The sequence below is a fragment of the Candidatus Omnitrophota bacterium genome, assembly GCA_028716565.1.
GTDB lineage: Bacteria > Omnitrophota > Gorgyraeia > Pluralincolimonadales > Pluralincolimonadaceae > Pluralincolimonas.
On the sequence record JAQUPL010000003.1, the window covers coordinates 69,112 to 95,464 of the forward strand.

26 protein-coding genes, 2 tRNA genes and 1 pseudogene are annotated in these 26,353 nt (G+C 50.1%); all 29 read left to right on the top strand.

Annotated elements, in window-relative coordinates; all coding sequences use genetic code 11:
• Positions 1–24 precede the first annotated feature (24 nt).
• The 29 genes and pseudogenes from PHO67_04860 to PHO67_05000 all read left to right on the top strand — a co-directional run bounded on the left by PHO67_04860 (position 25) and on the right by PHO67_05000 (position 26,327).
• A complete protein-coding gene (locus tag PHO67_04860) occupies positions 25–1,443 on the top strand; it encodes a cobalamin-dependent protein (protein ID MDD5546467.1) in 1,419 nt (472 codons plus the stop codon).
• Between the two features lie 32 nt (positions 1,444–1,475).
• Entirely contained in the window at positions 1,476–2,465 is a 990-nt protein-coding gene (locus tag PHO67_04865) for a substrate-binding domain-containing protein (protein ID MDD5546468.1), read from the top strand.
• Between the two features lie 10 nt (positions 2,466–2,475).
• The gene (gene gguA / locus PHO67_04870) at positions 2,476–4,002 is read left to right on the top strand and encodes a sugar ABC transporter ATP-binding protein (protein MDD5546469.1); all 1,527 of its coding nucleotides are present in this window, start codon (positions 2,476–2,478) and stop codon (positions 4,000–4,002) included.
• Positions 3,999–5,120 (top strand): inner-membrane translocator, encoded by a 1,122-nt coding sequence (locus PHO67_04875; protein MDD5546470.1) that lies wholly within the window; start codon positions 3,999–4,001, stop codon positions 5,118–5,120. Before gguA ends, PHO67_04875 begins: the two co-directional genes overlap by 4 nt.
• A gap of 73 nt (positions 5,121–5,193) precedes the next feature.
• Positions 5,194–5,628 carry a hypothetical protein gene (locus PHO67_04880; protein ID MDD5546471.1) on the top strand — a complete coding sequence of 145 codons (435 nt, stop codon included), beginning with the start codon at positions 5,194–5,196 and terminating at the stop codon, positions 5,626–5,628.
• Between the two features lie 130 nt (positions 5,629–5,758).
• Complete coding sequence (locus PHO67_04885) at positions 5,759–6,502, top strand: ZIP family metal transporter (protein MDD5546472.1); 744 nt, start codon at positions 5,759–5,761, stop codon at positions 6,500–6,502.
• A 24-nt stretch (positions 6,503–6,526) separates the two neighbouring features.
• Complete coding sequence (gene typA, locus PHO67_04890) at positions 6,527–8,353, top strand: translational GTPase TypA (protein ID MDD5546473.1); 1,827 nt, start codon at positions 6,527–6,529, stop codon at positions 8,351–8,353.
• Positions 8,354–8,357: 4 nt separating this feature from the next.
• Positions 8,358–8,855, top strand: coding sequence for a YajQ family cyclic di-GMP-binding protein (locus PHO67_04895; protein MDD5546474.1), 498 nt, complete (start codon positions 8,358–8,360; stop codon positions 8,853–8,855).
• Between the two features lie 43 nt (positions 8,856–8,898).
• Positions 8,899–8,975 (top strand) — tRNA-Arg (locus PHO67_04900).
• Between the two features lie 13 nt (positions 8,976–8,988).
• Positions 8,989–9,456, top strand: a complete 468-nt coding sequence (tadA, locus tag PHO67_04905) for a tRNA adenosine(34) deaminase TadA (GenBank protein MDD5546475.1) — start codon at positions 8,989–8,991, stop codon at positions 9,454–9,456.
• A gap of 63 nt (positions 9,457–9,519) precedes the next feature.
• Positions 9,520–9,611 (top strand) — tRNA-Ser (locus tag PHO67_04910).
• A 90-nt stretch (positions 9,612–9,701) separates the two neighbouring features.
• Positions 9,702–10,463: a class I SAM-dependent methyltransferase gene (locus PHO67_04915; protein MDD5546476.1), complete on the top strand. Its 762-nt coding sequence runs from the start codon at positions 9,702–9,704 to the stop codon at positions 10,461–10,463.
• Positions 10,464–10,669: 206 nt separating this feature from the next.
• Entirely contained in the window at positions 10,670–12,148 is a 1,479-nt protein-coding gene (locus PHO67_04920; protein ID MDD5546477.1) for a radical SAM protein, read from the top strand.
• Positions 12,141–13,607: a radical SAM protein gene (locus PHO67_04925; protein MDD5546478.1), complete on the top strand. Its 1,467-nt coding sequence runs from the start codon at positions 12,141–12,143 to the stop codon at positions 13,605–13,607. The genes PHO67_04920 and PHO67_04925 overlap by 8 nt, the downstream gene beginning before the upstream one ends.
• 66 nt (positions 13,608–13,673) lie before the next feature.
• Positions 13,674–15,341, top strand: a complete 1,668-nt coding sequence (dnaX, locus tag PHO67_04930; protein MDD5546479.1) for a DNA polymerase III subunit gamma/tau — start codon at positions 13,674–13,676, stop codon at positions 15,339–15,341.
• Between the two features lie 32 nt (positions 15,342–15,373).
• Positions 15,374–15,976 carry a recombination mediator RecR gene (gene recR, locus PHO67_04935; protein MDD5546480.1) on the top strand — a complete coding sequence of 201 codons (603 nt, stop codon included), beginning with the start codon at positions 15,374–15,376 and terminating at the stop codon, positions 15,974–15,976.
• 67 nt (positions 15,977–16,043) lie between these two features.
• Positions 16,044–16,844: a hypothetical protein gene (locus tag PHO67_04940; GenBank protein ID MDD5546481.1), complete on the top strand. Its 801-nt coding sequence runs from the start codon at positions 16,044–16,046 to the stop codon at positions 16,842–16,844.
• Positions 16,828–17,400 carry a 2-oxoacid:acceptor oxidoreductase family protein gene (locus tag PHO67_04945; protein MDD5546482.1) on the top strand — a complete coding sequence of 191 codons (573 nt, stop codon included), beginning with the start codon at positions 16,828–16,830 and terminating at the stop codon, positions 17,398–17,400. The genes PHO67_04940 and PHO67_04945 overlap by 17 nt, the downstream gene beginning before the upstream one ends.
• A 1-nt stretch (position 17,401) precedes the next feature.
• Complete coding sequence (locus tag PHO67_04950) at positions 17,402–17,710, top strand: 4Fe-4S binding protein (protein ID MDD5546483.1); 309 nt, start codon at positions 17,402–17,404, stop codon at positions 17,708–17,710.
• Entirely contained in the window at positions 17,707–18,888 is a 1,182-nt protein-coding gene (locus PHO67_04955) for a transketolase C-terminal domain-containing protein (protein ID MDD5546484.1), read from the top strand. The genes PHO67_04950 and PHO67_04955 overlap by 4 nt, the downstream gene beginning before the upstream one ends.
• Positions 18,889–19,818 (top strand): thiamine pyrophosphate-dependent enzyme, encoded by a 930-nt coding sequence (locus PHO67_04960; protein ID MDD5546485.1) that lies wholly within the window; start codon positions 18,889–18,891, stop codon positions 19,816–19,818.
• Between the two features lie 824 nt (positions 19,819–20,642).
• Positions 20,643–21,188, top strand: a complete 546-nt coding sequence (locus PHO67_04965; GenBank protein ID MDD5546486.1) for an RDD family protein — start codon at positions 20,643–20,645, stop codon at positions 21,186–21,188.
• 249 nt (positions 21,189–21,437) lie between these two features.
• On the top strand, positions 21,438–22,805 hold the full coding sequence (locus PHO67_04970) for a DUF2157 domain-containing protein (protein ID MDD5546487.1): 1,368 nt from the start codon (positions 21,438–21,440) through the stop codon (positions 22,803–22,805).
• Complete coding sequence (locus PHO67_04975; protein MDD5546488.1) at positions 22,806–23,555, top strand: GDYXXLXY domain-containing protein; 750 nt, start codon at positions 22,806–22,808, stop codon at positions 23,553–23,555.
• Positions 23,556–23,599: 44 nt separating this feature from the next.
• A complete protein-coding gene (locus tag PHO67_04980) occupies positions 23,600–24,172 on the top strand; it encodes a hypothetical protein (GenBank protein ID MDD5546489.1) in 573 nt (190 codons plus the stop codon).
• 9 nt (positions 24,173–24,181) lie between these two features.
• Positions 24,182–24,409, top strand: a pseudogene (locus PHO67_04985) (GIY-YIG nuclease family protein).
• Positions 24,410–24,930: 521 nt separating this feature from the next.
• Positions 24,931–25,050 carry a DNA-directed RNA polymerase gene (locus tag PHO67_04990; GenBank protein ID MDD5546490.1) on the top strand — a complete coding sequence of 40 codons (120 nt, stop codon included), beginning with the start codon at positions 24,931–24,933 and terminating at the stop codon, positions 25,048–25,050.
• A 76-nt stretch (positions 25,051–25,126) separates the two neighbouring features.
• Entirely contained in the window at positions 25,127–25,717 is a 591-nt protein-coding gene (locus PHO67_04995; protein MDD5546491.1) for a flavodoxin family protein, read from the top strand.
• A 127-nt stretch (positions 25,718–25,844) separates the two neighbouring features.
• Complete coding sequence (locus PHO67_05000; protein ID MDD5546492.1) at positions 25,845–26,327, top strand: peptidylprolyl isomerase; 483 nt, start codon at positions 25,845–25,847, stop codon at positions 26,325–26,327.
• The last annotated feature ends 26 nt before the right edge of the window (positions 26,328–26,353 follow it).

Consider the following 26,353-nt stretch of genomic DNA (forward strand, 5'->3'; position numbering starts at 1 on the left):
GCATATCGCGAAAAGAGCTTCCCTATGAAGAGAGTCCTGCTGGTCAATCCTCCTGAAAGCGGCATGGGAGAGCATTCTTCCGCCCCCGCAGGCCTTTTGTATATCGCGGGGGTATTGCAAAAACATGATATCCCGGTAAAGGTCGTCGACGGGTTTTTAGAAGGATGGAAAGGCGTAGAGGAGACGATCAGGGATTACCGGCCCGATATCATAGGTATCACCTGCCATACTTATGCCAGGGCCAGGGCGTTAAAGATCGCCAAACTGGCGAAAGATATCCTCCCTGAAGCAACGGTAGTTGTCGGCGGGGCGCATCCTACGGTAATGCCCAGGCAGATGCTCGAGAATTACCCCTTCATAGACATAGCGGCTATAGGCGAAGCGGATTATGTCCTGCGGGATGTATGCGAAAATAAAAGCTATTCGACTATCCCCGGGATAGCGTACCGCGAGAACGGCCGCGTTGTCATAAATCCGAGGTCAGACGTTATCGCGGACCTGGACACCCTGCCGTTCCCGGCTTGGAACCTCCTCGACCTGAAACGCTACCCTCCGGACGGCCAAGGCGTCTACCGCGGCATAGACCTCGCTAAAGAGCCGCGCATCTCCGTGGTATTTTCAAGAGGATGCGTAGGCGACTGTAATTTTTGTTCCAACAGGCTGATGTGGAAAAGATGGAGGCACCGTTCCCCGGAAAACATGCTCGGGGAGTTGGAGCTTTTGAATAAGACCTTCGGCATAAAGCACATCCATTTCAATGACGACTGCTTTTCAGTGGATAAGAAAGCGGCTATAGGCCTGTGCCGCGGCATCGCGGACAGGAAACTGGATATAGTCTTTGACATCGTTACGCGCACGGATTGTGTCGATGCCGAAATATTACAGGCATTGAAAGACGCCGGCTGCTATAGTATCAGTTACGGCGTGGAGACGGCCTCTCCGATCCTGCTTAAGATCATGGGAAAACCGATAAATACAAAAAAACAGGAAGAGGCCATAAAATTAACAAATTCGTTCGGGATAAGGACCCTGGTCCTCCTCATTGCCGGCTGCGTCGGAGAGACGTGGGAGACGATCAACGAGACCGTGGATTCCATGGACCGGGCGCAGCCCTCGGCGGTCGGCATAGCTAACGGACTGATGATATTCCCCGGCACAAAGGTCTACGATATAGCCAAGAAGAACGGCGTGATCGATGACAGTTTTTGGCTGACAGATTATGCCTGGAAGATGTATACTTTTGAAAACTCCCCTTTATGGCTGGATATCTTCAGCCGCGCGCTTGAGACGAGGCGGAGGTTGTCCCGGTCCCGGATCGTTAATTTGATCAGGAACCACAGGTTCGTCTCGCGCCGGATCGGGCGCAGGATAAAGGACCTTCTTATGGGATTCGGACTGGCGAAACAGGGAACGGCAGGCGGCAAATACAAGGTGGTCCGGTAGAAGCCGCCAATCGCTTACTAAACGGAGGATACATGAGATATATCAAGGTCGTGATGGTTTTCCTGGCGATAACGGTCCTGGCGGCAAATATCTCTTATGCCGCAGGCGCGAACAAAAAAATAAAAGTCGGCGTAAGCGTCGCTACGATGAAAGAGGCGGTATATTCTTTTATGAAGAAGGCGATGATGGATAATAAGGATAAATATAACGCGGAGATCTACTGGGTCGCGGCAAATAACGACGAGATGGCCCAGGTTGCCAATGTCGAAGACCTTCTGGCGCAGGGCATCGACGTCCTGATCCTGCACCCGGTCAATACGGTCGCGGCCGGGAGCCTCGTTGAGAAGGCGAGAAAAGAGAACGTGCCGGTAATCTCGATGGACAGGCTGCCGGTCAACGCCAACGTAAATTGCCACGTCACCGCTAACAGCTTCCTCGTCGGGCAGACGCAGGCTAAGTATCTCGCGGAAAAGCTTAACGGGAGGGGGAACGTCGTCATCCTCGAGGGAGAGTCGGGTAACGATGTTGCGAAGGAGATAACCGCCGGAAATAAAGATATCCTGAAGAATTATCCGGGCATGAAGATAGTCGTGGACCAGACGCATAAGGCGTGGTCGAGGAACCTGGCGATGGCTACAACCGAGAACGCGCTGACGAATTACAATAACGATATACAGGGTATATCGGCCAACAACAGCGGAATGATAATGGGCGCGGTCCAGGCTATCCTCGCCGAGGGCCTGAAAGGCAAGATAATCACGGTCGGCTCGGACGCGGACAAGGACAGCTGCCAGGCGATAATCGACGGCACGAACAGCGCCGATGTCGACAAGATGCCCTATCATCTGGGGTTGATCAGTTTTCAGGTTGCCATCAGCATCGCCAAAGGGGCAGAGATTGAATCCGATGCGATGGTCCAGAACGGAAAATATAAAGTGCCGGTAAAATTCACGCCGGTCCGCCTCATCACAAAAGAGAACGTCAAAGAGATGAAAGACCGCTGGCCCGATCTGAAATTTTAAGGTCATCAAATTGGAAAACCCGGTTATTTTAGAGACTAAGAACATCACGAAAGACTTTCCCGGCGTCCGCGCCCTGGACAGCGTCTCTTTCCAGCTTAAGAAAGGCGAAGTCCTGGGATTGGTCGGCGAGAACGGTGCCGGTAAATCTACCCTCATGAAGATATTCAGCGGCGCGTATCCCGCCAACACTTACGACGGCGAGATCTCCATAGAGGGCAAGCGCTGCATTTTCAACGGCCCGAAAGATTCCCAGGGCGCCGGCATAGCCATCATCTACCAGGAATTGAACCTCATCCCCGAGCTTACGGTCGCGGAAAATATATTTTTAGCCCGCGAGCCGACGGTCGGAAAGACAGACATCGTCGACCGTAAAAAACTTTTCAGCCAGGCAAAAGACCTGCTCGACCTGCTGAATATCCCCATACCCGCCCAAGAACAAATAAAGAACCTGAGTATCGGCAAGCAGCAGATGGTCGAGATAGCAAAGGCCCTCTCCTACCAGGCGAAGATCCTTATCCTCGATGAGCCGACGAGCGCCCTGACCGAGCAGGAAGTCGAAGTCCTCTTGAAATTGATAGATTCGCTGCGCGCCCGCGGCGTCAGCATGATATATATCTCACATAAACTCGACGAGATATTCAAGATCACCGACACCGTGACCGTGATGCGCGACGGAAAGACCGTTGCCTCCAGGCGCACCCCTGAATTGGGCCGGCAGGAGATGGTCGCGCTCATGGTCGGCCGGAACATAGAAGATATGTATCCCAAGAAAGCTGCCGCGGAAGGCGATGTAGTCCTGGAAGTGAAAAATCTGTTTGTTTCCCACCCATTCCTTGCCGGGGAAAAAGTGGTCAAAGATGTGAGTTTTAAAGTGAGAAAAGGGGAGATACTCGGGATATCCGGCCTGATGGGCTCGGGCAGGTCTGAATTGGTCACTTCGATCTTCGGCGCATTCCCCGCGGATTCAACCGGAGAGGTGCATATCGGGGGCAAACAAGTCAAGATACGCTCCCCGTATGAGGCGATAAATTACGGCCTCGGGCTGGTGACCGAAGACCGCAAGTTATTCGGCCTCGTCCTCGGAATGCAGGTAGGGGAGAATATCACGCTCTCCTGCCTGGAAAAATTAAGCTGGCGCCAGATAATAATGCGGCGCCGGGAAAATGAGTTGATAAACAAATATATAGGCGCCTTGAGGGTAAAGACGCGCAGTTCGGAGACGGTAGTCAATACGTTGAGCGGCGGCAACCAGCAGAAAGTCGTCATCGCCAAATGGCTCGCCACCAATCCCAAAATTCTTTTACTGGACGAGCCGACGCGCGGCGTGGATGTCGCCGCGAAAGCCGAGATATACCAATTGATGACCAATCTTGCCGGCGAAGGATTGGGTATAGTCATGGTCTCCTCCGACCTTCCCGAAGTAGTGAGCATGAGCGACAGGATACTGATAATGCACGAGGGCCGGATGGTAAAGGAACTGCAAAAAAATGAAGCCACGCAGGAGAAGATAATGTTCTACGCGACGGGGGGCAAATGAAAAACCAGGGTAAAAGCGGCATCGGCCGGGTCATCATCGGGAAATACGGCAATTTAATAGGCCTTGTTGTTTTGATAGTCCTGACGACGATATTGACGAACGGCATGTTCTTTACCCAGAGGAACCTTATTAATGTCCTGCGCCAGGTATCGGTGAACGGCATACTTGCCGTCGGCATGACGCTGGTCATCATCACCGGCGGCATCGACCTGTCTGTAGGTTCTGTGGTGGCCCTGACCGGCATCATCGCGGCGTTGCTGCAGCCGCAAGGGACCGCGGCGGCGATCGTCCTTACCCTGTTGGCAGGAGCGGCGATCGGAGGATGTAATGGTTTCTTCGTAACGAAATTCAGGATACCCTCATTTATCATTACCCTGGGCATGATGACGATCGCCAGGGGCCTTGCCTTGGTATTTTCAAAGGGCGAGGCGATATCAGGGCTTAACGACAGCTTCTCGGCTATAAGTGAAAGTTATATTTCTCCGTCCGTCTCCCTTACGGTCTTTGCCTTTCTAGCTCTCCTTACCGTATTCTTATTTGTTAAAGAAAGAAAAAGCTCAGGATACGAAAGAAAAATATTTACTTTCAATTTTATCGGCGCGATGAGCATCCTGTTTATTGCGGCTGCCGTCGCCGTCCTGGTATGGCTGATAGGGTTCCGCGGCATGCCCGCCGGTGTCGCGGTGTTTTTAGGTATAGCGTTCCTCGGCGCTTATACGCTTAACCAGACGAGGTTCGGCCGTTATGTATATGCTATCGGAGGCAATGAAGAGGCGTCGCGGCTCTCCGGCATAAACGTCAAACTGGTCAAGTTCCTGGTCTTTCTCATCATGGGCGTCCTGGCCGCGGTCTCGGGCATGGTCCTGGCCGCGCGCCTTAATTCCGGCGTCCCGACTTCGGGAGTGATGTTCGAATTGGACGCCATCGCCTCGGTCGTCATAGGCGGGACAAGCCTCTCCGGCGGTTACGGCAGCGTCGGCGGCTCGATAATAGGCGCTTTTATAATCGGGACGCTGAATAACGGGATGCAGCTATTGCACATAGATCCTTTTTACCAGGAGATCGCCAAGGGCGTCATAATCATAGGCGCGGTCCTGATGGACAGGAAAAAGAAGTAAACCTTTTGTTCCGCCCCGCGTCTAATTTAGCAGGAAAAGGGAAGATTACCACACCTGCTAAAAGGAGGCGGAGATGAAGAGCATAGCGATAGCGTTAGCGGCAGCGGCACTTTTAAGTTTTTCGGCGACGTCGTTCGCGAGCAGCTGGGATATGGTCGGGAAGGTCCTGACCGGCATCGAAGGGGCGAGGATATTAACGGGCGGAAAGTTCGATGTCATCGGCAGCGTTATGGATGTTACCAACATCAGGCAGGACCGCGGCGCGACCGTTGTCGAAAAGCGCGTTTATGTGGTCGAGCAGCAAGCCCCATGCAAACGTGTCTGGGTACCGACGTATTCTTGCAGGGAAGAGTGGGTCCCGGCCCATTGGGAGCGCGACACGAGAAAAGGAAAAATCTTCATCGAAGGCCACTATGTGACGTATAAAGTCGAGAACGGCGGGTATTGGGTGAATGAATACCCCCGGCAGGAGAGGTACGCGAGACAGGGCAGCAGGGGCTGCCGTTAAGAAAAAGCATATATAGTTCTGCAACGGGCCGGATCTAACCATCCGGCCCGTTTTGTTAAGGCCCATAAAAAGCTGGATATGGCCGGAAAAATAAGGTATAATCTGTGCTCTTCTAGCCAAAGGTGAACCCATGGGCGTTTTATCCAATATATTAATAAGTGTTTTTATCGTAAGCGCTATTTCGCTTATAGGTATATTTACGCTGCTGTTCAAGAACAAGTCGCTCGACAAGTTATTCTTCGTGCTGGTGAGTTTTGCTACCGGCTCGATGCTCGGTGCGGCTTTTTTGGACATTCTTCCGGAGGCGGTGGAGAAGGCCTCGCCGGAAATGGTATTCGGGAGCGTGCTTCTCGGCATAATGGTCTTTTTTTTGATGGAGAAGTTCCTCTATTGGTATCACTGCCACGAAGGGGAATGTGATGTCCACCAGTTCACGTATTTGAATCTTGTGGGCGACAGCATACATAATTTCCTCGACGGCGTGATCATAGCAGCGGCCTTCTTAACGAGCACGTCGGTCGGCGTCATAGCGACAATAGCGATAGTGATGCATGAGATACCGCAGGAGCTGGGGGATTTCGGTATACTCGTCTACGGCGGCTTCAGCAAAGTCAAAGCGCTGATATATAATTTCATCACCGCCCTTACCGCAGTCGTCGGGGCGGTAATAGCGTATTTTTTCCTGGACAAGATAACGGGCTTTACGCCTTTCATGCTTGGGATCGCCGCGGGAGGCTTTATCTATATCTCCTGCACGGACCTTATCCCGGAACTTAACAAAGAAAGAAAGGTTACCAAGTCTGCACAGCAATTCGTCTTAATGCTGCTCGGAATGGGACTTATACTGGCCGGTAAGATATTCTTCAAAGAATAGCCTCCGCCTTAACCCAATAAAAATATGATAAAACAGGAAAACATAAGGAACATAGCCATCATTGCGCACGTCGACCACGGTAAGACTACGCTTGTCGACGCCATATTGAGGCAGACGCACGTCCAGCGCAACATCGAGGAGATGGGCGAGTGCATCATGGACTCGATGGACCTGGAGCGCGAACGCGGCATCACGATACGCGCGAAGAACGCGAGCGTCACCTATAAGGGAGTGAAGATCAACATAGTCGATACTCCGGGCCACGCGGATTTCGGCGGGGAGGTCGAGAGGATCCTGCGCATGGTCGACGGCGTCCTGCTCCTGGTCGACGCGAAAGACGGCCCTATGCCGCAGACGCGTTTTGTCCTTCGCAAGGCCCTGGAGCTCGGCCTTAAGGCGATAGTGGTCATCAATAAAGTCGACCTTGCCGACGCGCAGATAGATGACGTGCTCAACAGGACATTCGACCTTTTTGTGGAACTTAACGCGAGCGACAAGCAATTGGATTTCCCGATAATTTACGCTTCCGCCATAAGGGGCACCGCGACCGTCGACATGAGGCTCCCCTCGGAAAATATTTCTCCGCTTCTCGATACAATAATCAAGAAGGTAGACCCCCCGAGTGTCGATCCGAAGGCGCCTTTACAGATATTGATCCTGGCCCTGCTGGGAGACTTTTATAAAGGGAAGATGGGGATAGGAAAGATCACCGGCGGCTCGTTAAAGGTCGGCAGCAATGCCGCGCTGATCCGCAAGGACGGCAGTAAAACAGTATCCAAGATCACGGCGATCCTGACATACGAGGGCCTCGAACGCATCGAACGCGAATCCGCCATAGCCGGAGAGATCGTGGCCGTCGCGGGTTTTAACGATATAGGGATAGGAGATACGATCACCGACCCGGAGAACCCCGTGCCGCTTACCCCTCCGGAGATAGACGAACCGACGGTCCAGATGACCTTCGGTGTAAATAAAAGCCCGTTCGCCGGAAGGGAAGGCAAGTTCGTCACTTCCCGCGCGATACGCGACAGGCTTTTCAAGGAGACCGAGACGAATGTCTCGCTCAGGATCAATGAGACTGAGGCCTCGGACACTTTTCTTGTATCCGGGCGCGGGGAGTTGCATCTCGCGATCCTGGTCGAGCAGATGCGCCGCGAAGGATTCGAGCTCCAGGTATCGCAGCCCGAGGTCATTTACCATGAAAAAGGCGGCATAAAACAGGAACCCTTCGAATTTTTGGCCATTGAAGTACCTGCGGAGTACCAGGGTTCGGTGATAGAAGAGGTCGGCCGCAGGAAAGGGAAATTAAAGCATGTCTCGCAGAGCGCGACCGGTTCGCTCCATCTAGAATACCAGATATCCACGCGCGGGATCATAGGGCTCAAGGGCGCGCTTATGACCAAGACACGCGGCATGGCGGTCATAAACCACGTCTTCGACGAATATAAACCAGTAGAAGAGGGAGCGTTCAATACGGGCTCGCGCGGCTCGCTGGTCGCTATCGAACCGGGCGTATCCACGGCTTATGCTCTGGAGAACGCGCAGCAGCGGGGCGAATTATTTATCGGTCCCAATGTAGAGGTCTATGAGGGGATGATAGTGGGAGAGAACCCGCGCGGCGAGGACATGCCGCTCAGCCCCTGCAAAATGAAAAAACTTACGAACATGAGGTCTTCCACCTCCGATATCGCGGTCGTGCTTACGCCGCCGAGGGAGTTGACCCTTGAGCTGGCTATAGAGTATATCGGGCCTGATGAACTTGTTGAAGTCACCCCGAAGAGCATACGCCTGCGCAAGAAGATACTGGATACGCTGGCCAGGAAACGCGCCGGCAGGGACAATAAGGAGTAGAGAGATGGCCGCGAATTTTTCTTTTGATATCGTCTCGGAGATAGACCTGCAGGAAGTCGATAACGCCGTAAATCAGGCGAAAAAGGAGCTCTCCCAGAGGTTTGATTTCAGGGGCAGCAAATCCTCCATCGATTATAACCGCGAAGAGAAGAAGATAACCCTTATCGCGGACGACGACTTTAAACTGCGCTCCCTCCAGGATATACTTAACGGCAGGATGATAAAACGCAACATCTCGATCAAGGCCCTTACCTATAAGGAGCCGGAGAAGGCGTTCGAGGGGACGTTCCGCCAGGTGATCGAGCTTGTGAGCGGGTTGGAGCGCGAGAAACAGAAGGAACTGGTGAAAATAATCAGGGACTTAAACTCCAAGATCCAGACCCAGATAGAAGGCGAAAAGATAAAGGTCTCTTCCCCGAAAAAGGACGACCTTCAGACAGTGATAAGCCACCTGCGCAGCATCGATTTTCCCGTCGCCCTGCAATTTACCAATTATCGGTAGTGGCAGACAACCCTGTTTTTGTGATATAATTTCATATTACGACGCGCCCGTAGCTCAACTGGATAGAGCGTTGGTCTACGGAACCAAAGGTTGGGCGTTCGACCCGCCCCGGGCGCGCCATTCTTATTTAAAAATGAGCAAGATCGACGAAATATACATGTCCGAAGCCCTCAAGCAGGCCTACGAGGCGTTCGAGGCCGACGAAGTGCCTGTCGGCGCCGTCATAGTCCACGAGGGGCGGATAATCGCGCGCGCCCACAACCAGATAGAGATGCTCAAGGATCCCACCGCGCACGCGGAGATGATAGCCATTACACAGGCCGCCGCGTATCTCAAAAGCGTGCGGTTGCCCGGATGTTCCATATATGCTACAATTGAACCGTGTTCGATGTGCGCCGGAGCGCTCGTGCTCGCGCGCGTGAAACATATATATTACGGCGCGAAGGACCCTAAGACAGGGGCTTGCGGCTCGGTCTTCAATATCGCAGGGGGCAAGAAACTGAACCACAGGGTCAAGGCTACCGGCGGGATCTTGGCCGAGGACTGCGGGTCATTATTGACGGAATTTTTCAGGAAACAAAGGAAAAAAGGGAAGAAATAGCTTGCGCTATCCCTCGGGACATACCCTCGGGATCCGCTGCGCTTCCTCCAAAATTTAGCTTGCGGAGAGGTGGCTGAGTGGCCGAAAGCAGTCGCCTGCTAAGCGATTGACCCGCGAAAGTGGGTCCCTGGGTTCGAATCCCAGCCTCTCCGCCAGTTTTTGAAGTGAACCGTCCGACGAGAACAGGTGGCGGTTTTGATCTGAGTTGTCATGGACGCGAACCCTAAAGATAATAGGAATCAGCGATGAAGCAGTGGTACGAGTCATTATTTGAAAATTACGCCAAGAAATACGACAAGGAATGCTTTGTCCAGGGGACTGTTGGCGAATGTGATTTTATCGAGCAGGAAATAAGCCGGGATAAATCGCTAAAGATCATCGACATCGGTTGCGGCACTGGTCGCCATTCGATCGAATTGACAAAAAGAGGATATAGCGTAACTGGTGTTGATTTATCCGAGTCACAGCTTATAAGGGCAAAGGAAAAAGCAAAAGAACTTGATCTGAACATTGATTTTCAGAAACATGACGCCAGAAACCTTCCCTTTGAAGGCGAGTTCGATCTGGCGATCATGCTCTGCGAGGGTGGTTTTTCTTTAATGGAAACGGATGAGATGAATTTTGAAATATTAAAGAACGCGACAAAGGCGTTAAAAGATAAAGGCAAGTTTATATTCACGACATTGAACGGGTTATTTCCGCTTTTTCATTCCGTCAAAGAATTTTATGAGTCCGAGGCCAAAGAAGGCAATTCAGCGTGTAAAAATTGTTCTTTCGATCTGATGACGTTCCGGGACCACAACACCGTCGTGTTCGAGGACGATGCGGGAGCTAAAAAGGAATTAACCTGTAACGAGCGCTACTATGTGCCAAGTGAACTCACATGGCTTTTAAAGACGCTGGGGTATAAAAAGATCGATATTTTCGGCGCCAAGCTCGGGGCGTACTCAAGAAACGACAAGCTGACGACAGGGGATTTTGAGATGCTTGTTATTTCTCAAAAGTAGAGATTATTGTTCCGTAAGCATCAATGAAAAGAAGCAAAACAAGAGGCATTTAAGATATTTCTTTGGAAATTAATTATTGATGGGGCAGTCTAATGATATTTTCCAGCCCATGCTTCGCTTGCGGTAGATTTTTATAAGTAACTGTATTTCAGGTAGTTGTAGGGTTCGCATTTCGTCCACGACTACCCGCCAGTTTTGAGGATCAAATGAAAAATTACGCATTCTGCAACACCTGCAAGGATGTAGTTCCGGTAGAGCACGTCGAAAAGGACGGCAAGGTCTACCTCCGGAAAAGCTGCCCCAAGTGCGGCACCGAAGAATACCTTATCTCCAGCGACGCAGGCCTCTATAACAAAAAACGCGATTTCATGAGCATCGAATGCGGCGCCTGCGCGCTCAATTGCCCGTCATGCAACAAGCACAAAGAACCGGACATCGTATTCATAGACACGACCAACCGCTGCAACATGAATTGCCATATCTGCCTAAACAACGTCCTTTCGATGGGGTTCAAGTTCGAGCCGAGGATGGAATATTTCGACAGGATATTCAAGCATTACGCCCACCGCGACCCGAAACCCTACATACAATTATTCGGCGGCGAGCCGACGATGAGGAACGACCTCTTCGATATAATAAAGCTCGGCAAGTCATACGGCTACTCGATGAGGGTGGTCACCAACGGGCTCAAGCTTGCCGACGAGGAATATTGCAACAAGCTTGCCGACCTCGGCGCGATGATAAACATCGCTTTTGACGGCCTCAACCGCGAGATGTACACGAAACTGCGCGGGCATCCCGAGGCGCTCGACCTGAAATTAAAGGCTCTTGGGAACCTCGCCAAGCGAAAGAAGGCCAAGGTCGTCCTGATGAGCGTCGTAGATAAAGAACTGAACAAGAACGACATGGGCGAGTTCCTCAGTTACAGTCTTAAGAACCAGCATGTCATCAGGGGCATATATTTTATGCCTTTGATACACATGTGGGACGCTAAACAGCTCGATTACGACCCGGAGAGGACAACGCACGAGGATGTCGAGCATATGGTCGAGGACGCGGTCGCCGGAGGTAATGTCGAGTTCGTGCCGCTCGGCTCGCTCTTCCTGACGAACCTCTACAAGATCTACGGTATCAAGAATATGCCTTTCCTCGGGGTCCATCCGAACTGCGAAAGCATAACTTATCTTATATCGGACGGCGAGAAATACGTATCTTTCTCGAAGTATCTCAAGACGTCGCTCTTCGCCCTCATAAACGACCTCAGGGCGCTTGAGAAGTTCGCCGCGGGAAAATATAAAGGCGGCAAAGCCGGCTTCTCCGGGAAACTGGCCCTGGACATGAAACTTTTTAATATTTTCAGGAAACACCTTAATTTCGGCGCTATCGTAGGGAAAAAGGGCCCGGCGGCTTATATCAAATGGGCCGGGATGATAGGGAAGCTGCTGACAGGGAAGAAGGCGAAAGAGGTATTAAAGAACGACACCAAACTAAAAGGCGTCCTGCAGATAATGATCCTGCCGTTCGAGGATTCCAAGACGACAGAATCGGAGAGGCTCTCGATGTGTTCCTCGTGTTTTGTTTATGTCGACCCGGACACAGATAAGATCAGGACACTGCCCACCTGCACGTGGGAAAAATACAAGAAACCCATCATGAAGAAGGTCGCCGAGAAGTTCAATGTTTAATAGGACCGTAAAGACTATATGCCCCGCCTGCAACAAGGACCTCGACGGGAAGTATTACGAGGAGGACGGCAAGATCCTTCTCGAAAAGATATGCAGCGAACACGGTAAGGTGGTCGACCTCGTCTCTTCCGACGCAGAGATCTTCAAGGATAAGATCAGCCTCTTCGACCATCTTAAAGATTACGGCTGCGGCATCCCCAAATGCCGCGAGGGTGTCTTTAAATGCGCGGTCCACCAAATGCGCAAATCCGAGCTGTCATTCATCGAGATAACCACCCGCTGTAACATGAAGTGCCCGGTCTGTTACGCCGATGCCGATTCCAAAGGCAAAGACGTCCCGTATGACGACATCGTGCGCATGCTCGAGACGATAGCGAAAGAAGACAAGGATACCCACGTCATACTGACAGGCGGCGAGCCGACGATACATCCGGATTTTTTTAAGATAGTCCAAAAAGTGACAGAGCTCGGGCTCCTGAGGCGTACCTTCATTGCTACAAATTGCATAACAATTGCTAATAAAGATTTTTGTAAAAAGGTATACGACGCCGGAATAAGGAAATTCTACTTAGCCTTCGACGGGACCGACCCGGAGGCCTGTATAAAATTAAGGGGAAGCCTTATCGCGTACGAATCCGTGCGCAAGGCGCTGCAGAATATCCGCGAGTTGGGCAAGGCATGGATAATACTTTCGTTTACCACATCGAAAGAATGGAACCTTAACAATCTTCCGGAAGCGATAAAGTTCGCGATGGACAACCAGGACGTCGTCAAGCGCGTTATGGTGACGACCGAGTGTTATTCCGGCCGCGTTACTGATATAAAGGACCTGGTCAATAAAAGGCTTACCGGCGACTGCGTGGAAAAATTCCTCTGCGAAAAGATCGGAGCGAAGGCGATCACTTTTCCGCTCGCTGCCATTTATATTTTGATGAAACCGCTTAAATACGCGGGACTAATAGATGCGGGTAAATCGGCCTCATCGAATTTCAGCCCGATGTGCGGGCAGATGGGCATGATAATTTCGGAAAAAGGCAAATTATATTCGATGGTCGACCTCGTGGTGAACGACCCGCGCAAAAATATTTACAAATGCGGAAGGGAGATAGACGCGCTCGCGGAAAAGATGGAAAAAGCAAACCGCCTGGCGGTATTCCTCTGGTACCTGCCGGCATATTTCTTCACTTTATTAAAATACATCAACAAGAAATTCCTTTTAAAGGCGATCGGGGCTTCGATCGCGTGCGGATTCAACTCCAAGAAGATCGCGAAGGCCATCCTCGGGGAAAAAAGAGTGGAACTTTATTACCTTTTGGGTTCGGATAAATATAATTTCGTTTGGGACAGGATGCCGTACTGCGCGACCCACCATTACCGCATCCACCCGACGACAAAAGAGATCATAAAAGTCCCCGGATGCCTTGTTTTCGCCTTCAGGGAAGAGCTCCAAAATTATTAATTGACTAATCTATTTATTAGGATTACAATTTAGGCTGTTACTTGTCATCATAAGGAAATTATTTTAATGTCTTATATAGTCTTCGCACGCAAATGGCGGCCGAAAGACTTCGATAGCGTCCTTGGTCAAGAGCATGTCACGACCACCCTCAGGAACGCGATAGCCCAGAACAGGGTCGCCCACGCGTACATCTTTTCCGGCCCTCGAGGTGTAGGAAAAACTACTACCGCGCGCATATTCGCCATGGCCCTGAACTGCAAGAACGGGCCCACGAAGGAGCCGTGCGGCGCCTGCGACTCCTGCAAGGAGATATCGAACGGCACGAACCTCGATGTCATCGAGATAGACGGCGCCTCGAACCGCGGCATCGACGAGGTCCGCGCCCTGCGCGAAAATATCAAGTTTGCCCCGACCCGCGGCAAATATAAAGTCTACATCATCGACGAAGTCCATATGCTCACCGAGGAGGCCTTCAACGCCCTGTTGAAGACGCTCGAGGAGCCGCCGGCGCACGCGATATTCATCTTCGCGACGACGCGCCCGTATAAAGTCCCCTCGACGATATTGTCACGCTGCCAGAGATTTGACTTCAAGCGCCTTACCGTAAACGAGATCACAGGAAAACTTAAAGAGATAGCAAAGAGCGAGAAGCTCGAGATAGAGGAAGAGGCGCTTTACACTGTTGCGCGCGCCGCCGAAGGCGCAATGCGCGACGCGGAATCGATGCTCGACCAGCTCGTATCTTTCTGCGGGAAGAAGATAGACGCGGAGAGCGCCACCGCCGTATCCGGGACGGTGGGCCATGAGGTCCTCTTCGATTTCACCGAGAAGGTGATAAATAAAGATACGGCCGGGATATTGAAACTCGTAGACAGCGTGATCGCCAGCGGCAAAGATATCCCGCAGTTCGTGAATTCCCTGGTCGTGCATTTCAGGAATATATTGATCGCCAGGACTTCCGACGACCCTGAGGGGCTTATAGACCTCCCTAAAGAGATGATCGGCAGGCTGGCCGTCCAGGCGAAGTCTTTTTCCAACGAGACGCTGCTTTACATCCTCACGGTCCTGATGGGCGCGCAGGATTCGGTAAGGCGCGCGATATCGCAGAGGATCCCGCTCGAACTCGCGGCGATCCGCCTTACCCGTCGCGACGACCTGGTCTCGCTTACCTCGATGCTGGACAGGATCGAACAACTTGAGAAGAAGCTGGGGAGCGGGGCCGGTAAACCCGAATCGAAAGCAGCGCCGCAGCCGCAGCATAAAGGCGAAAAGATATCCGAACCGGCCAAAGACGCGGAAAAGAAAGAGCATTTTGATGTAGAAGTAGAGGTCGAGGCCACGGGACTTTCATTCGAAAGGATATGTGAAGTCTGGCCGAACCTCCTGCGCGAGATCCTTTCGAAGAAGATGTCGCTCGCCTTATTCCTCCAGCCCGGACAGCCGCTGAAACTCCAGGACAGCGTCCTTACAATAGCTTTTTCCAGGGAACACGTGTTCCACAAGGAGGCGCTTGAGACGAACGGCAACAGGAAGATGATAGAGAACGCCTTGAGCGGTATCCTGAAGCATAATGTGAGGATCGACATGAAGGTAGTCGAGGCGCTTGAGAAGAAAGTTTCGGTAGAAGACCTCCTGCAGGAAGAGCGCCAGGAAGAGACCCACGAAGTCGTGAAGTCCGCGCTCGAGATATTCGGCGGAAACCTCAAAAGAAACGATGCGTCACACCTGACATAATCTAACGCATCCCGCTAAATCAAGGTAATCACATGCCCGGTTACACCAGGACTATGGAAAAATTGATATCCGAGTTTACTAAACTGCCCGGTATCGGCCAGAAATCCGCGGAACGCATCGTCATGCATATCCTCAAATCCCCCCGCGAGAACGCGGCCGCCCTCTCCGAAGCGATAATAAAACTCAAAGATACCATCGTTTTCTGCAAAAGCTGTTTTAATTTAAGCGAAAGCGATACCTGCCACATCTGCGGCGACCCGATGCGCGATAAAACGAAGATACTGGTGGTGGAAAGCCCCAAGGACATCCTCGCCATAGAAAAGAGCGGGGCATACAGGGGCCTATACCACGTCCTCCTGGGAGCTATCTCGCCCCTGGACGGGATAGGGCCGGATGAGCTTAAAATAAAGGAGCTTATGCGCCGCGTAAAGTCGGATAAGATAAAGGAAGTGATCCTCGCGACCGATGCCGATACCGAGGGCGAGACGACAGCCCTGTATATTTCGCAACTCCTTAGGAATCAAGGCGTTAAGACGACTCGCATAGCCTACGGCCTGCCTGTGGGATCCCATCTCGAATACGCCGACCAGGCGACCCTCGCCAGGGCGCTCGAAGGCCGGAATCAAATTTCTTGACACAAACCCCCGCCTCTGGTAAAATTTAGTCCTAACCTACCCGTTTTCATCCAATAAGGAGGCCTTTTTGAGGGTCATTAGGGCGGTTGGCCAGGGTTTAAGCATAACCCACAGGGGATGGCCTATAATAGCGGTTATTTTTATCTTTTACGCAGCCGTTAGGTTCTTTGCGGCCCCGAACGACGCCATCCCTCCTTATATGAAAAAAATGGGGGATTGGGGAGCTACCGTAGTCATCTTCGCGGCGCTGGTGCTGGGCTTCAACTATCTTCTCGCGGGCGCGCAGATATTCGCGAGGGACGCGATAAGAGAGAGGCGTTTCGGGTTTAATGGGTTCTTCGGGAATTGCAGCAGGTTTTTCCTGGGGCAACTCGGCGTAAGCGCGGTCCTATGGATACCGGCGTGGATATTGGCGCTCGTGATGGCCGTCCTGATGGGCGGGGCCATGATGGAATCGAAGCTATATCCGTTGACCGCGGCAGTCCTCGGGGCCTTCTCGGCCGTCGTGGCGCTCCTGCTCGCGGTATTTTACGCCCTTATCTGCTTGTCGTGGGCGATAACCGCGGCTGACGGCAGGGGCATTTTCAGGAGCATATGGAGGAGCGTCATCTTCTGCGGAGAAAGATTTTTCAGCGTATTCGGCCTCCTGATACTGTTCTTTGTTTTGATGATCGTTATCTCCCTGGTCGTATGGATAGCTTACGCGTTCGTGGTACAGGGCCTCAGGCGTTTGGGGCTTGACGGCCATATAATAATTTTACGCGAGGTCACCGGCTGCATGCTGAACGCCTATTTTTTCTTGTTCCTGACCTCGACGTTAATGTCGTATTACTTAAACAACAGGAAGGAAGATGAAAGGTATAACTGAAGTAGTCTGGCACGGAAGAGGCGGGCAGGGCGCCGTTACCGCGGCAAAGCTGCTGGGTGAAGCGGCCCTCCGCGAGGGGAAGAATCTCCAGGCGTTCCCGGAGTTCGGCGCTGAACGTACCGGCGCGCCTGTAAGGAGTTTTACGAGGTTAAGCGATAAGCCCATCACGATCCACTGCTCGATAACGGCGGCGGATTGCATCGTGGTGCTCGACCCGACGCTCATAGATGTCGTCGACATCACCGAAGGGATGAAGGACGATACGTCGATAGTCATCAACACCGTCTTCTCGCCGAAAGAGATACGTTCAAAGCTCGGCATAAAGGGCGGAAAGATATTCACGGTTGACGCGACGTCGATATCGGTCGCGAAGCTCGGACGGAACATCCCGAACATGCCGATGGTCGGGGCGCTGATCAAGGCGACCGGGGTCATTAAGCTCGAGAACCTGACCGAGACGTTCAAAGAAAGTTTCGCGGCAAAGTTCACGCCTGAGGTCATCAAGGGCAACCTTGAGGCGATCGAGCAGGCGTATAAAGAGGTAAAGGCGGAATAAAATGGCAAAAACGGAAAAAGTAAAAGCACCCAGTTGGAAAGAAGTGGTCATAGGCGGAATAAATCCGGACGCCGGCAGCGCGATGAAGTACAACAGCGGCACATGGCGCACGTTCAAGCCGGTCTGGTCGGAGGAAAAATGCATCCAGTGCAGCCTGTGCTGGATAAATTGCCCGGATTCATCGATCATGATAAAGGATGGCAAGGTCTGCGGGATGGACCTGGTTCATTGCAAGGGCTGCGGGATCTGCGCTGCGATCTGCCCGGTGAAACCGAAGAAAGCCATAGAAATGGTCAAGGAAGAAAAATGAGCAAAAAACTATTAGCTTTGACAGGTAACGACGCGGCAGCGTACGCTATGAAACAGATAAACCCGGATGTCGTTGCGGCATATCCGATCACGCCGCAAACGTCGCTGATGGAGAAGTTCGCGCAGTTCGTGGCCGACGGTGAGTTAGATACCGAAATAGTATTGGTAGAGTCCGAACACTCCGCGATGTCGGCATGCGTCGGCGCATCGTGCGCGGGAGCGCGCGTGATGACAGCTACATCATCGCAGGGCCTGGCGCTCATGTGGGAGATAGTCTATATCGCCTCGAGCTACCGCCTGCCGATAGTGATGCCGTTGGTGAACAGGGCGCTTTCAGGCCCCATTAATATACATTGCGACCATTCTGACGCGATGGGCATCCGCGATTCGGGCTGGATACAGCTCTGGGCCGAGAACGCGCAGGAAGTCTATGATAACCTCTTGCAGGCGATAAGGATAGCCGAGAATTCCGATATCCTCCTGCCTGTAGCAGTAAATTACGACGGCTTCATCATCAGCCATGCGATAGAGAACATGTATCTATATGACGACGCAGAGGTCAAGAAATTCGTCGGAGAGTACAAACCGAAATACACGCTGCTCGACCCGAAGAAGCCGACGACATTCGGAGGTTTCGACCTCCCGGATTATTATTTCGAGCACAGACGCCAGATGGCTGACGCGATGTCAAAATCGGCGAAGGTAATAGCCGATACGGCTAAGGAATTCTCGAAAATATGCGGCCGCGAGTATAAATTCATCGAGGGATACAAGCTCGAGGACGCGGAAGTCGCTATAGTCGCGCTCGGGTCGACGGTCGGGACGGCGCGCGCCGTCGTCGACGAACTCCGCGAGAAAGGCGTCAAGGCGGGCCTGTTGAAGATCCGCATGTTCAGGCCGTTCCCGGAGAACGAAATAGCGGATGCCTTAAAACACCTTAAGGCGATAGCGATCCTGGACCGCGCTGACGCGTTGAACGCGGTCGGCGGGCCTTTATTCGATGAGATAAGGGCTGCGCTTTACAAGAAGTCGACAATGCCGGTCGTCAATTACGTATACGGCCTCGGCGGGCGCGACATGGGCCTCGTCGAGATAAATAAGGTATATTCGGACCTGGCTGAGATAGCCAAGACCGGCAAGGCCAAAGACCTTGTGACATACCTGGGGGTAAGGGAATAAATGGCAAACTTAAAAGAACTTAATAAGAGAAAAGAGCTACTCTCCGGCGGGCACAGGATGTGTGCGGGCTGCGCATCTCCCATAATCGTAAGGCAGATGGGCCTGTCACAGGAGATGCCGTTAGTTGTGGGAAGCGCTACGGGCTGCCTCGAAGTCTCGACGACGCCGAATCCTTTTACGGCATGGAACTCGAGCTTTGTGCATTGCGCTTTCGAAAATTCCGCCGCCACCGTTTCAGGAGCTGAAGCGGCATACAGGTCGTTAAGGCGCCGCGGCAAGGTAAAGGAAGAGATGAGGTTTGTCGCGCTCGGCGGCGACGGCGGCACGTATGATATCGGACTGCAGTCGCTTTCGGGCATGCTTGAGCGCGGCCAAAGGATCTTGTATCTTTGCTACAATAACGAAGCTTATATGAATACAGGCGTCCAACGTTCAAGCGCCACGCCTATGGGAACCCAGACGACAACAGCGCCGGTCGGCAAGCAATCCATCGGGAAAAAACAGTTCCCGAAGGACTTGACAGGCATAGCGGTAGCGCATAGAATACCCTTTGTCGCGACGGCGAGCCCCAGCCACTGGAACGACCTTATAACAAAGTCGCAGAAGGCGCTTTCGGTAGACGGGCCCGCTTTCATGAACGTCATATCGCCGTGCCCGTTAGGGTGGGCTTATCCGTCGGATAAGACGATAGAGATAGCGAAACTCGCGGTCGATACATGCTTCTGGCCGCTCTACGAGGTTGAGAACGGCAATGCCTGGAAGCTGAGCTATAAGCCGGCCGCCAAGAAGCCGATCACGGATTACCTCAAAGCGCAGGGCCGTTTCCGCCACCTGTTAAGGCCGGAGAACGCTTCTGTGGTCGAGGAGATCCAGAAGAGGATAGACGACGATTGGGCCGCGCTGTTGAAACGCTGCGGCGCTGAGGCATAATATAGAGCAGCACCGTTCTTTGTGAAATATCCGCTCCCCTGCCCCGAATGTAGTGTTTCGTGGTAGAATATCTTCGGGGTGCCGAAGCGAGAACATCTATGAGCTACTTCATTCGGCATAGCTCAGTTGGGATCATTGGAAATATGCATTATGTTTACATATTAAAAAGTAACAGCTCTGGAAGATATTATATTGGTGAAACAAGTAATATCGATAGAAGATTATCAGAGCACAAAGAGAAGAAGAGTAGTTTTGGTAAAAGAAATTGCGATTTAGTTCTTGTCTATAGCAGAGAATTTCACAACAGGACAGAAGCTCGTAAGTTTGAGAATTTCCTGAAACGGCAAAAGAGCCGGACGTTCATTGAAAGATTAGTTTCAAATAAAATATCCGCTCCCCTGTAGCTCAGTTGGTAGAGCAGTGGACTGTGCAAGGCGCAGCTTCTACAGGAAACTGTAGTTGAAAAAGCAGGAGAATTGTCCGCAGCGTAGTATTAGCTGACGGAGCGCCGCAGATGTGGCGTCTGGAAGCCCCTCTGGGGTAATCAGCAGCCGAGCCCTTTAGAAATAAAGGGAAGGTTCAGAGACTATGCACCTGCCTCCTAAACGTAAAGCCGTAGGAGATGATATAGTCCAAGTCCGGTAGCAATACCGGGTCACTTGTAATCCACGTGTCCCTGGTTCGAGTCCAGGCGGGGGAGCCAGTTTGAAGACCCTCTGCAATTAAACATTGCGGAGGGTTTTTGTTTATTAGGCGCGATTTTAGAGTAGAAATGATATAATAGTAAAAAGTGAAGTCGTTTTTTGTTTATAGGGAGAGAAGCAATGAATCAGCAGACAAGAAGAATAGATTATGCTTGGGCTAGATTTTGGGCGAGATTCATAGACTACTTTCTTTTCGTTTTCATATTAATTGGGATATTTTATTTTATTAATGATTCTATCTATGGTTTTCCAAGCACTAAACCAGGATTTAGATTTGCAGAGCTATTCGTATGGGTTTTTATAGAATCTCTCTTGCTTTCGACGTGGGGCGCTACGCCTGGCAAATGGCTCTTAAATATAACCGTCAGAGATTCAAATGGACAAAAACTTAGATATTTAGCTGCATTAAAAAGAAGTTTAAAGGTTTGGATAATTGGGCTTCTAACGGGATTTAGCTTTCCACTCAGTTTTTTAGCAATGTTTTTTAACAATCAAGCGATTAGCAATAAGGGAGTTACAATTTGGGATCGTGAGGGGCAATTTGTGATCTTGCATAGAAAGTTTAGCCCATTTAAGTTTTTCCTGGTAGCCGTATTTATAGTTATAGCCGTTTTAATTTATTTGTTTCTGTTTCTTTGTGACAATTGGTCAATGAGGATTACATAGCTTCATCAGAGTGTAACCAGTTGCGAAATTCGTCCAACACAGGGAGCCATCTTTGAAGAAAAACCCATCCATTAAGGATGGGTTTTTTATTGTCGAGCCCCCGCTTTCGCAGAGAAGCTGCAGTTAACCATTGAAACTCGGCAATCCAAAGCGTATAATTTAAGCCAGTAAAGTGCCCCCTTTTAGGACGGCACTAAAATGGTATAAAGTTTATGATCGGAAATCAATAAGGGGCAAGTTTAAACAAACATGAAAAGCGATTTTAAATCCCAGATCCTGAAAGAAATCGAAGACTGGCAAAAAGAAGGTTTGATTTCGGCTGAACAAGAAAAAAATTTAACTTCAAGATATAGCCTTCCGGAAATAGCGTCGGAAAAATCCGCTTTGGCGAAGATCATTACTTTTTTGTCTATTTTCGGTTCAATTTTAGTGGGGATAGGGGTAATTTTATTTTTTGCTTCAAACTGGCGGGGGATTTCCAAGCCGGTAAAATTATTACTGATCTTATCAAGTATTTTTGCAGCTTATTCAATAGGTTACACCTTAAGCTACATCAGGGAAACTTATTCAAAAACCGGAAAAGCGATTATTTTATTAGGCTCGATCCTTTTCGGGTCCGGGATATACTTAGTGGCCCAGATCTATCATTTTCCGGCCAATTATCCCGCCGGCGTGTTATTTTGGTCCTTGGGCATATTGCCGCTCGCCTATATCTTAAGATTAAACCCGATTTTATTTTTGAGCAGTATTTTATTGATACTGTGGAATATTTTACGTTTAACGGGACTAGATCAACCGAATTATTTTTACCTGATATTTCTTGGTTTAATTTTCTATCTTACTTATAAAGCAAAGTCCAGCCGCATAATCTTTACCAACCTCGTGGGTTTTATAATTTGGTTGATGTCTTACCTTTATTTTTGGAATCGCGGATTTGATACACATGCCAGCGTTGTAGTGCTTCTAAATCTTGGAATTTTATTTTATATTTTAGGCAGAGTCCATGAAACAAATCTTAACCTAGGCAGGCTTAAATATTCTTATAAGTTCTTAGGGATCGCTCTTATGTTTTTCAATACTTACCTTCTGACGTATGATAATGTTTATGAGGCCCATTACTCGATTCTTGGCCGTGAGTTCCCTGGAATTATGGTCGTCAATTTTGCCATCGTAAGTTTAACTTTCACGGTCTTAGCGGTATTTTCTTTTAAGAACTGGGGAAAAAATAAAATCGTCCGTTATGAATCCTGCGCCCTTTTGATCGTTATATTACTAAGCATGACGACTTTAATCTTTCCCGAAGCCTCGATGAGACACAATCATTACAGAAGCGAGGAATTTTTATTCTATCCTTTTATCTTTAATCTTGTTTTATTATTAGAAATAATCGGGGTGATCGTATTGGGTTATTTGTTTAAAGAAATCAGTTTAGTAAATTTAGGCATTTTATTTTTTGTTATTCAAATATTAACACTCTATTTTAGCGTTTTTTGGAAATTGATGCCGCGGTCGCTATTCTTTATTTGCGGAGGTTTAATCCTTTTATTGGGCGGCGGCTATTTAGAAAAGAAACGGAAAGATATCATTATTAAGATTAAATCCGGAGAAGCATCATAAATGAGCCAGAAACTTAAATTCTATATTGTTGTTGCTATGCAGATCAGTTTTATTCTAGGAATGGTTATTTTCCATCAGTTAACAATAGTATCAGGCCAAAAAATATTTTTAAAGGCTACCCCTGTAGATCCTCTGGACTTATTTCGCGGATATTATGCGCATATTAATTATGATATCTCCAGGGTTTTAATAAGCCAGATAAATATAGATAGGGAAGATCTTAGGAACGGGGAATATATTTATGCTATTTTAACTAAAAACCCGGAAGAGAAATTTTACAAAGTTAGCGCTATAAGTCATAAGAAACCTTCGCTAAAAGCAAGTGAAGTCATTGTGAGGGGCAGGATCCAATATTTTCATAATAAAACCACAAGCAAGATTTGGATGCAAACAGAAGAAGGAAAAGTAAGGGAACGCGAGGAACCATGGAAGTCATACCTTAGACCCGGTGATGAGGTAGTGATCTTTTTAGCTGAAGACGGACAAATTAGATATGTTTCCCGCAAAGAAAAAAATTTTGTACCTCCTAAGAACCAGAAAGTCGAATACGGTAAAGTAATAAGAATCGAAGAAAAGAAAGACATGGAGTTAAATATTAAATACGGTATTGAAAGTTATTTTGCCGAAGAAACAAAAACGTTGGAAATCTCGCGGGCACGAAGAGAAGCAGATCTTTATGCGGAGATTTCCTTGAGTAAAGAAGGCCGCGCCTTGATCAGTCGCATTTTCTTAAACGGCGAACCCCTCTAAATATTGTGCGTCAATGGTTATCGTCTAAACAGAAAGGACCAGCCATGGCAAAGAAAGTACTATTTTTCGTATTATTGGTAATGTTGTTAATGCCGCAATTAGCGAAGGCCGAAGGAGAGAAACCTATCCAGATAGCGGTATTCGACCCTATCCAGCTCGTCCCGGAGGATGAGTCGATAAAAGGCCTGAGCCTTAGCCTTATCTATGGCGCCAACCAGGATGTCGGCGGCATAAGCCTCGGCCTCATCAACCGCACCAAAGGGCGCGGTGTCGGCCTGCAGTGGGGCGCCGCGAATATCACGGAAGGCGATTTCAGCGGAGTGCAGTTGGGTTTTGTGAACTGGGATGAAGGATTTATGCACGGCCTCCAGTACGGGTTCCTGAACGTTTCGAAAGGCCAGTCCGCAGGAATGGAGCTGGGTATGGTTAATTATAACGAAGGATCGTTCAAGGGCCTCCAGTTCGGCGGATTTAATTATGCCAAAGAAATGCACGGCCTCCAGTTCGGATTTGTCAATTATACGAAATCCCTCGACGGCCTCCAGATAGGCCTCGCCAACTACAACGGCAATAAGAAGCCGATGGAGTTTATGGTCCTTGTCAACTGGTCCTTCTGACACGCGGTTATGTGGTATATTTATATATTGAAGTGCAGGGGAGGGACTTTATACACGGGCATGACCAAAGATCCGGAACGCCGCTTCAAAGAACATCTGAGCGGGAAAAGCCGTTACACCAGCTACAACCGGCCCGTATGTTTAGTATATAAAGAGGAATATCCGACCAGGTCCGCGGCGGCGAAACGCGAGGTCGAGATCAAGACCTGGCCGCGCAAGAGGAAGCTCGCGCTCATTAATAAGGATAAGGATCTCAAGGAGGCAGGGATGAAAAAAATAATGGCAGCGGCCGCGATATTATGCCTCACGGCGAGTTGTTTCGCGGTAACCCCTTCCCAGCAAAAAATGGAACGTGAAGCTTTGGTGGGAGATGATCAGTCGGCAGGGCTTTCCGGGGAAGAGGCGCCCCTCGTGACATTGGCCGGTGAAATAGTCTCGATCAAGAGGTCGCTCAATAAGATCACGGTCAAGGACCAGAATACGAGCACCGAGAAGGAATTTACCGTAAAGTCTGAAGATATCAAGTCGTTCAAGCTCGGAGATACTGTCGAGGTCAAATACAGGCCCGGCTCAGGCGTTGCCGAGAGTATTACGGCCGCGAAACCCTTGCAGCCGTTACCGGCGTACTAATAAAATATGTTGCGTTGGGTTTTAATTTAAGGTAAAATTACATCAAAGGTGGTTGTTAATAAAAAGGAGGTAACATGGGGTATCAAGGTGGTGGTGGCGGTGGTGGGTTCGGCGGCGCGCCGAGAGAGATGCATAAAGCGACTTGCGCGGATTGTAAGAAGGAATGCGAAGTCCCCTTCAAACCGAGAGATGACCGTCCCGTATATTGCAAGGACTGTTTTTCGAAGCGCAAGAACGAAGGACGTTAAAGAGACTCGATAGAAAGATCAAAGGTCCCCTGCAATTTATCTTGCAGGGGATTTTTGTTTGCCGTAGAATAACACCATGCCAAAAAAGATACTGGTTCTCAACGGAAGCCCTAAAAAGAACGGGAACACCGCAAAGCTTTCCGGCTGGTTCGCGGCCGGCGCGCGCTCTAAAGGCGCCGATGTCGAGGTCGTAAACGTCGCTTTCCTCAAGTACAAGTCCAGCGGCTGTACATCCTGCAGGACGTGCCAGAAGATCAAGGAATATGAGTGCGTGATAAACGACGGCGCTAAGGCCGTCCTCAAGAAAATGGCCAAAGCGGACGTCATTGTTTTTGCGACGCCGCTCTATTTCTACGGCCCCAGCGCGCAGCTGAAGGTCATCATCGACAGGATGTTCTCCCTATACAAATGGGATAATACGACCGATACGTTCGAATCGCCGCTGAAGGGGAAGACGATGGCCCTGCTGCTGAGCGCTTACGAGGATATAGGGCTGGATAACGTTGAAAGATCTTTCAGGATCATAGCCGATTACAGCGAAACGAAATTCAGGTCCTTCCTTGTCCCTAATGCCCGCGAATCCGGGGAGATCGTAAAGCTGAAGGGCATCCGCAAGAAAGCGGCCGCGTTCGGCAAAAAAATAGCTTTTATTGCTTTAAAAGAGTAAGATAATTTTCCGCAGAGTATGGTAAAATAACCAAAAAGGAGACGGGACAATGAAGAGGATTTTTGCCTTAATTGCCGTTCTATTTTTTGCAATAACCGGCACTAACATCAACGGAGGCCTTTTTGCCATGGACGACCAGGTCGTTGTATTAGAGACTAACCAGGGGACTATCGAGATAAAACTTATGCCCGAGGTAGCGCCGAAGGCTTGTGAGAATTTCACCACGCTGGCCGGGAAAGGGTATTATAACGGCCTGATATTCCACAGGGTCATAAAAGGTTTCATGATACAGGGCGGAGACCCGACAGGGACGGGCACGGGCGGGCAATCGTGCTGGGGAAAACCGTTCGCGGACGAGACCGACCCGAAAGTCCAGTTTGACAGCCCGGGGCTGCTGGCCATGGCGAACGCCGGGCCCGGCACTAACGGGAGCCAGTTCTTTATTACTACCGCCAAGACCCCATGGCTGAACGGGAAACACACCATATTCGGCAAAGTGGTATCCGGCTATGACGTGGTCGAAAAGATAGAGAACTCGCCCATAGGCAGGAACGACAAGCCTAAGACCGAGCAAAAGATCATCAAGGCATATCTGAAGGCCGCCAAATAAAAGCTTAATTAACGGCCGTAAATTTT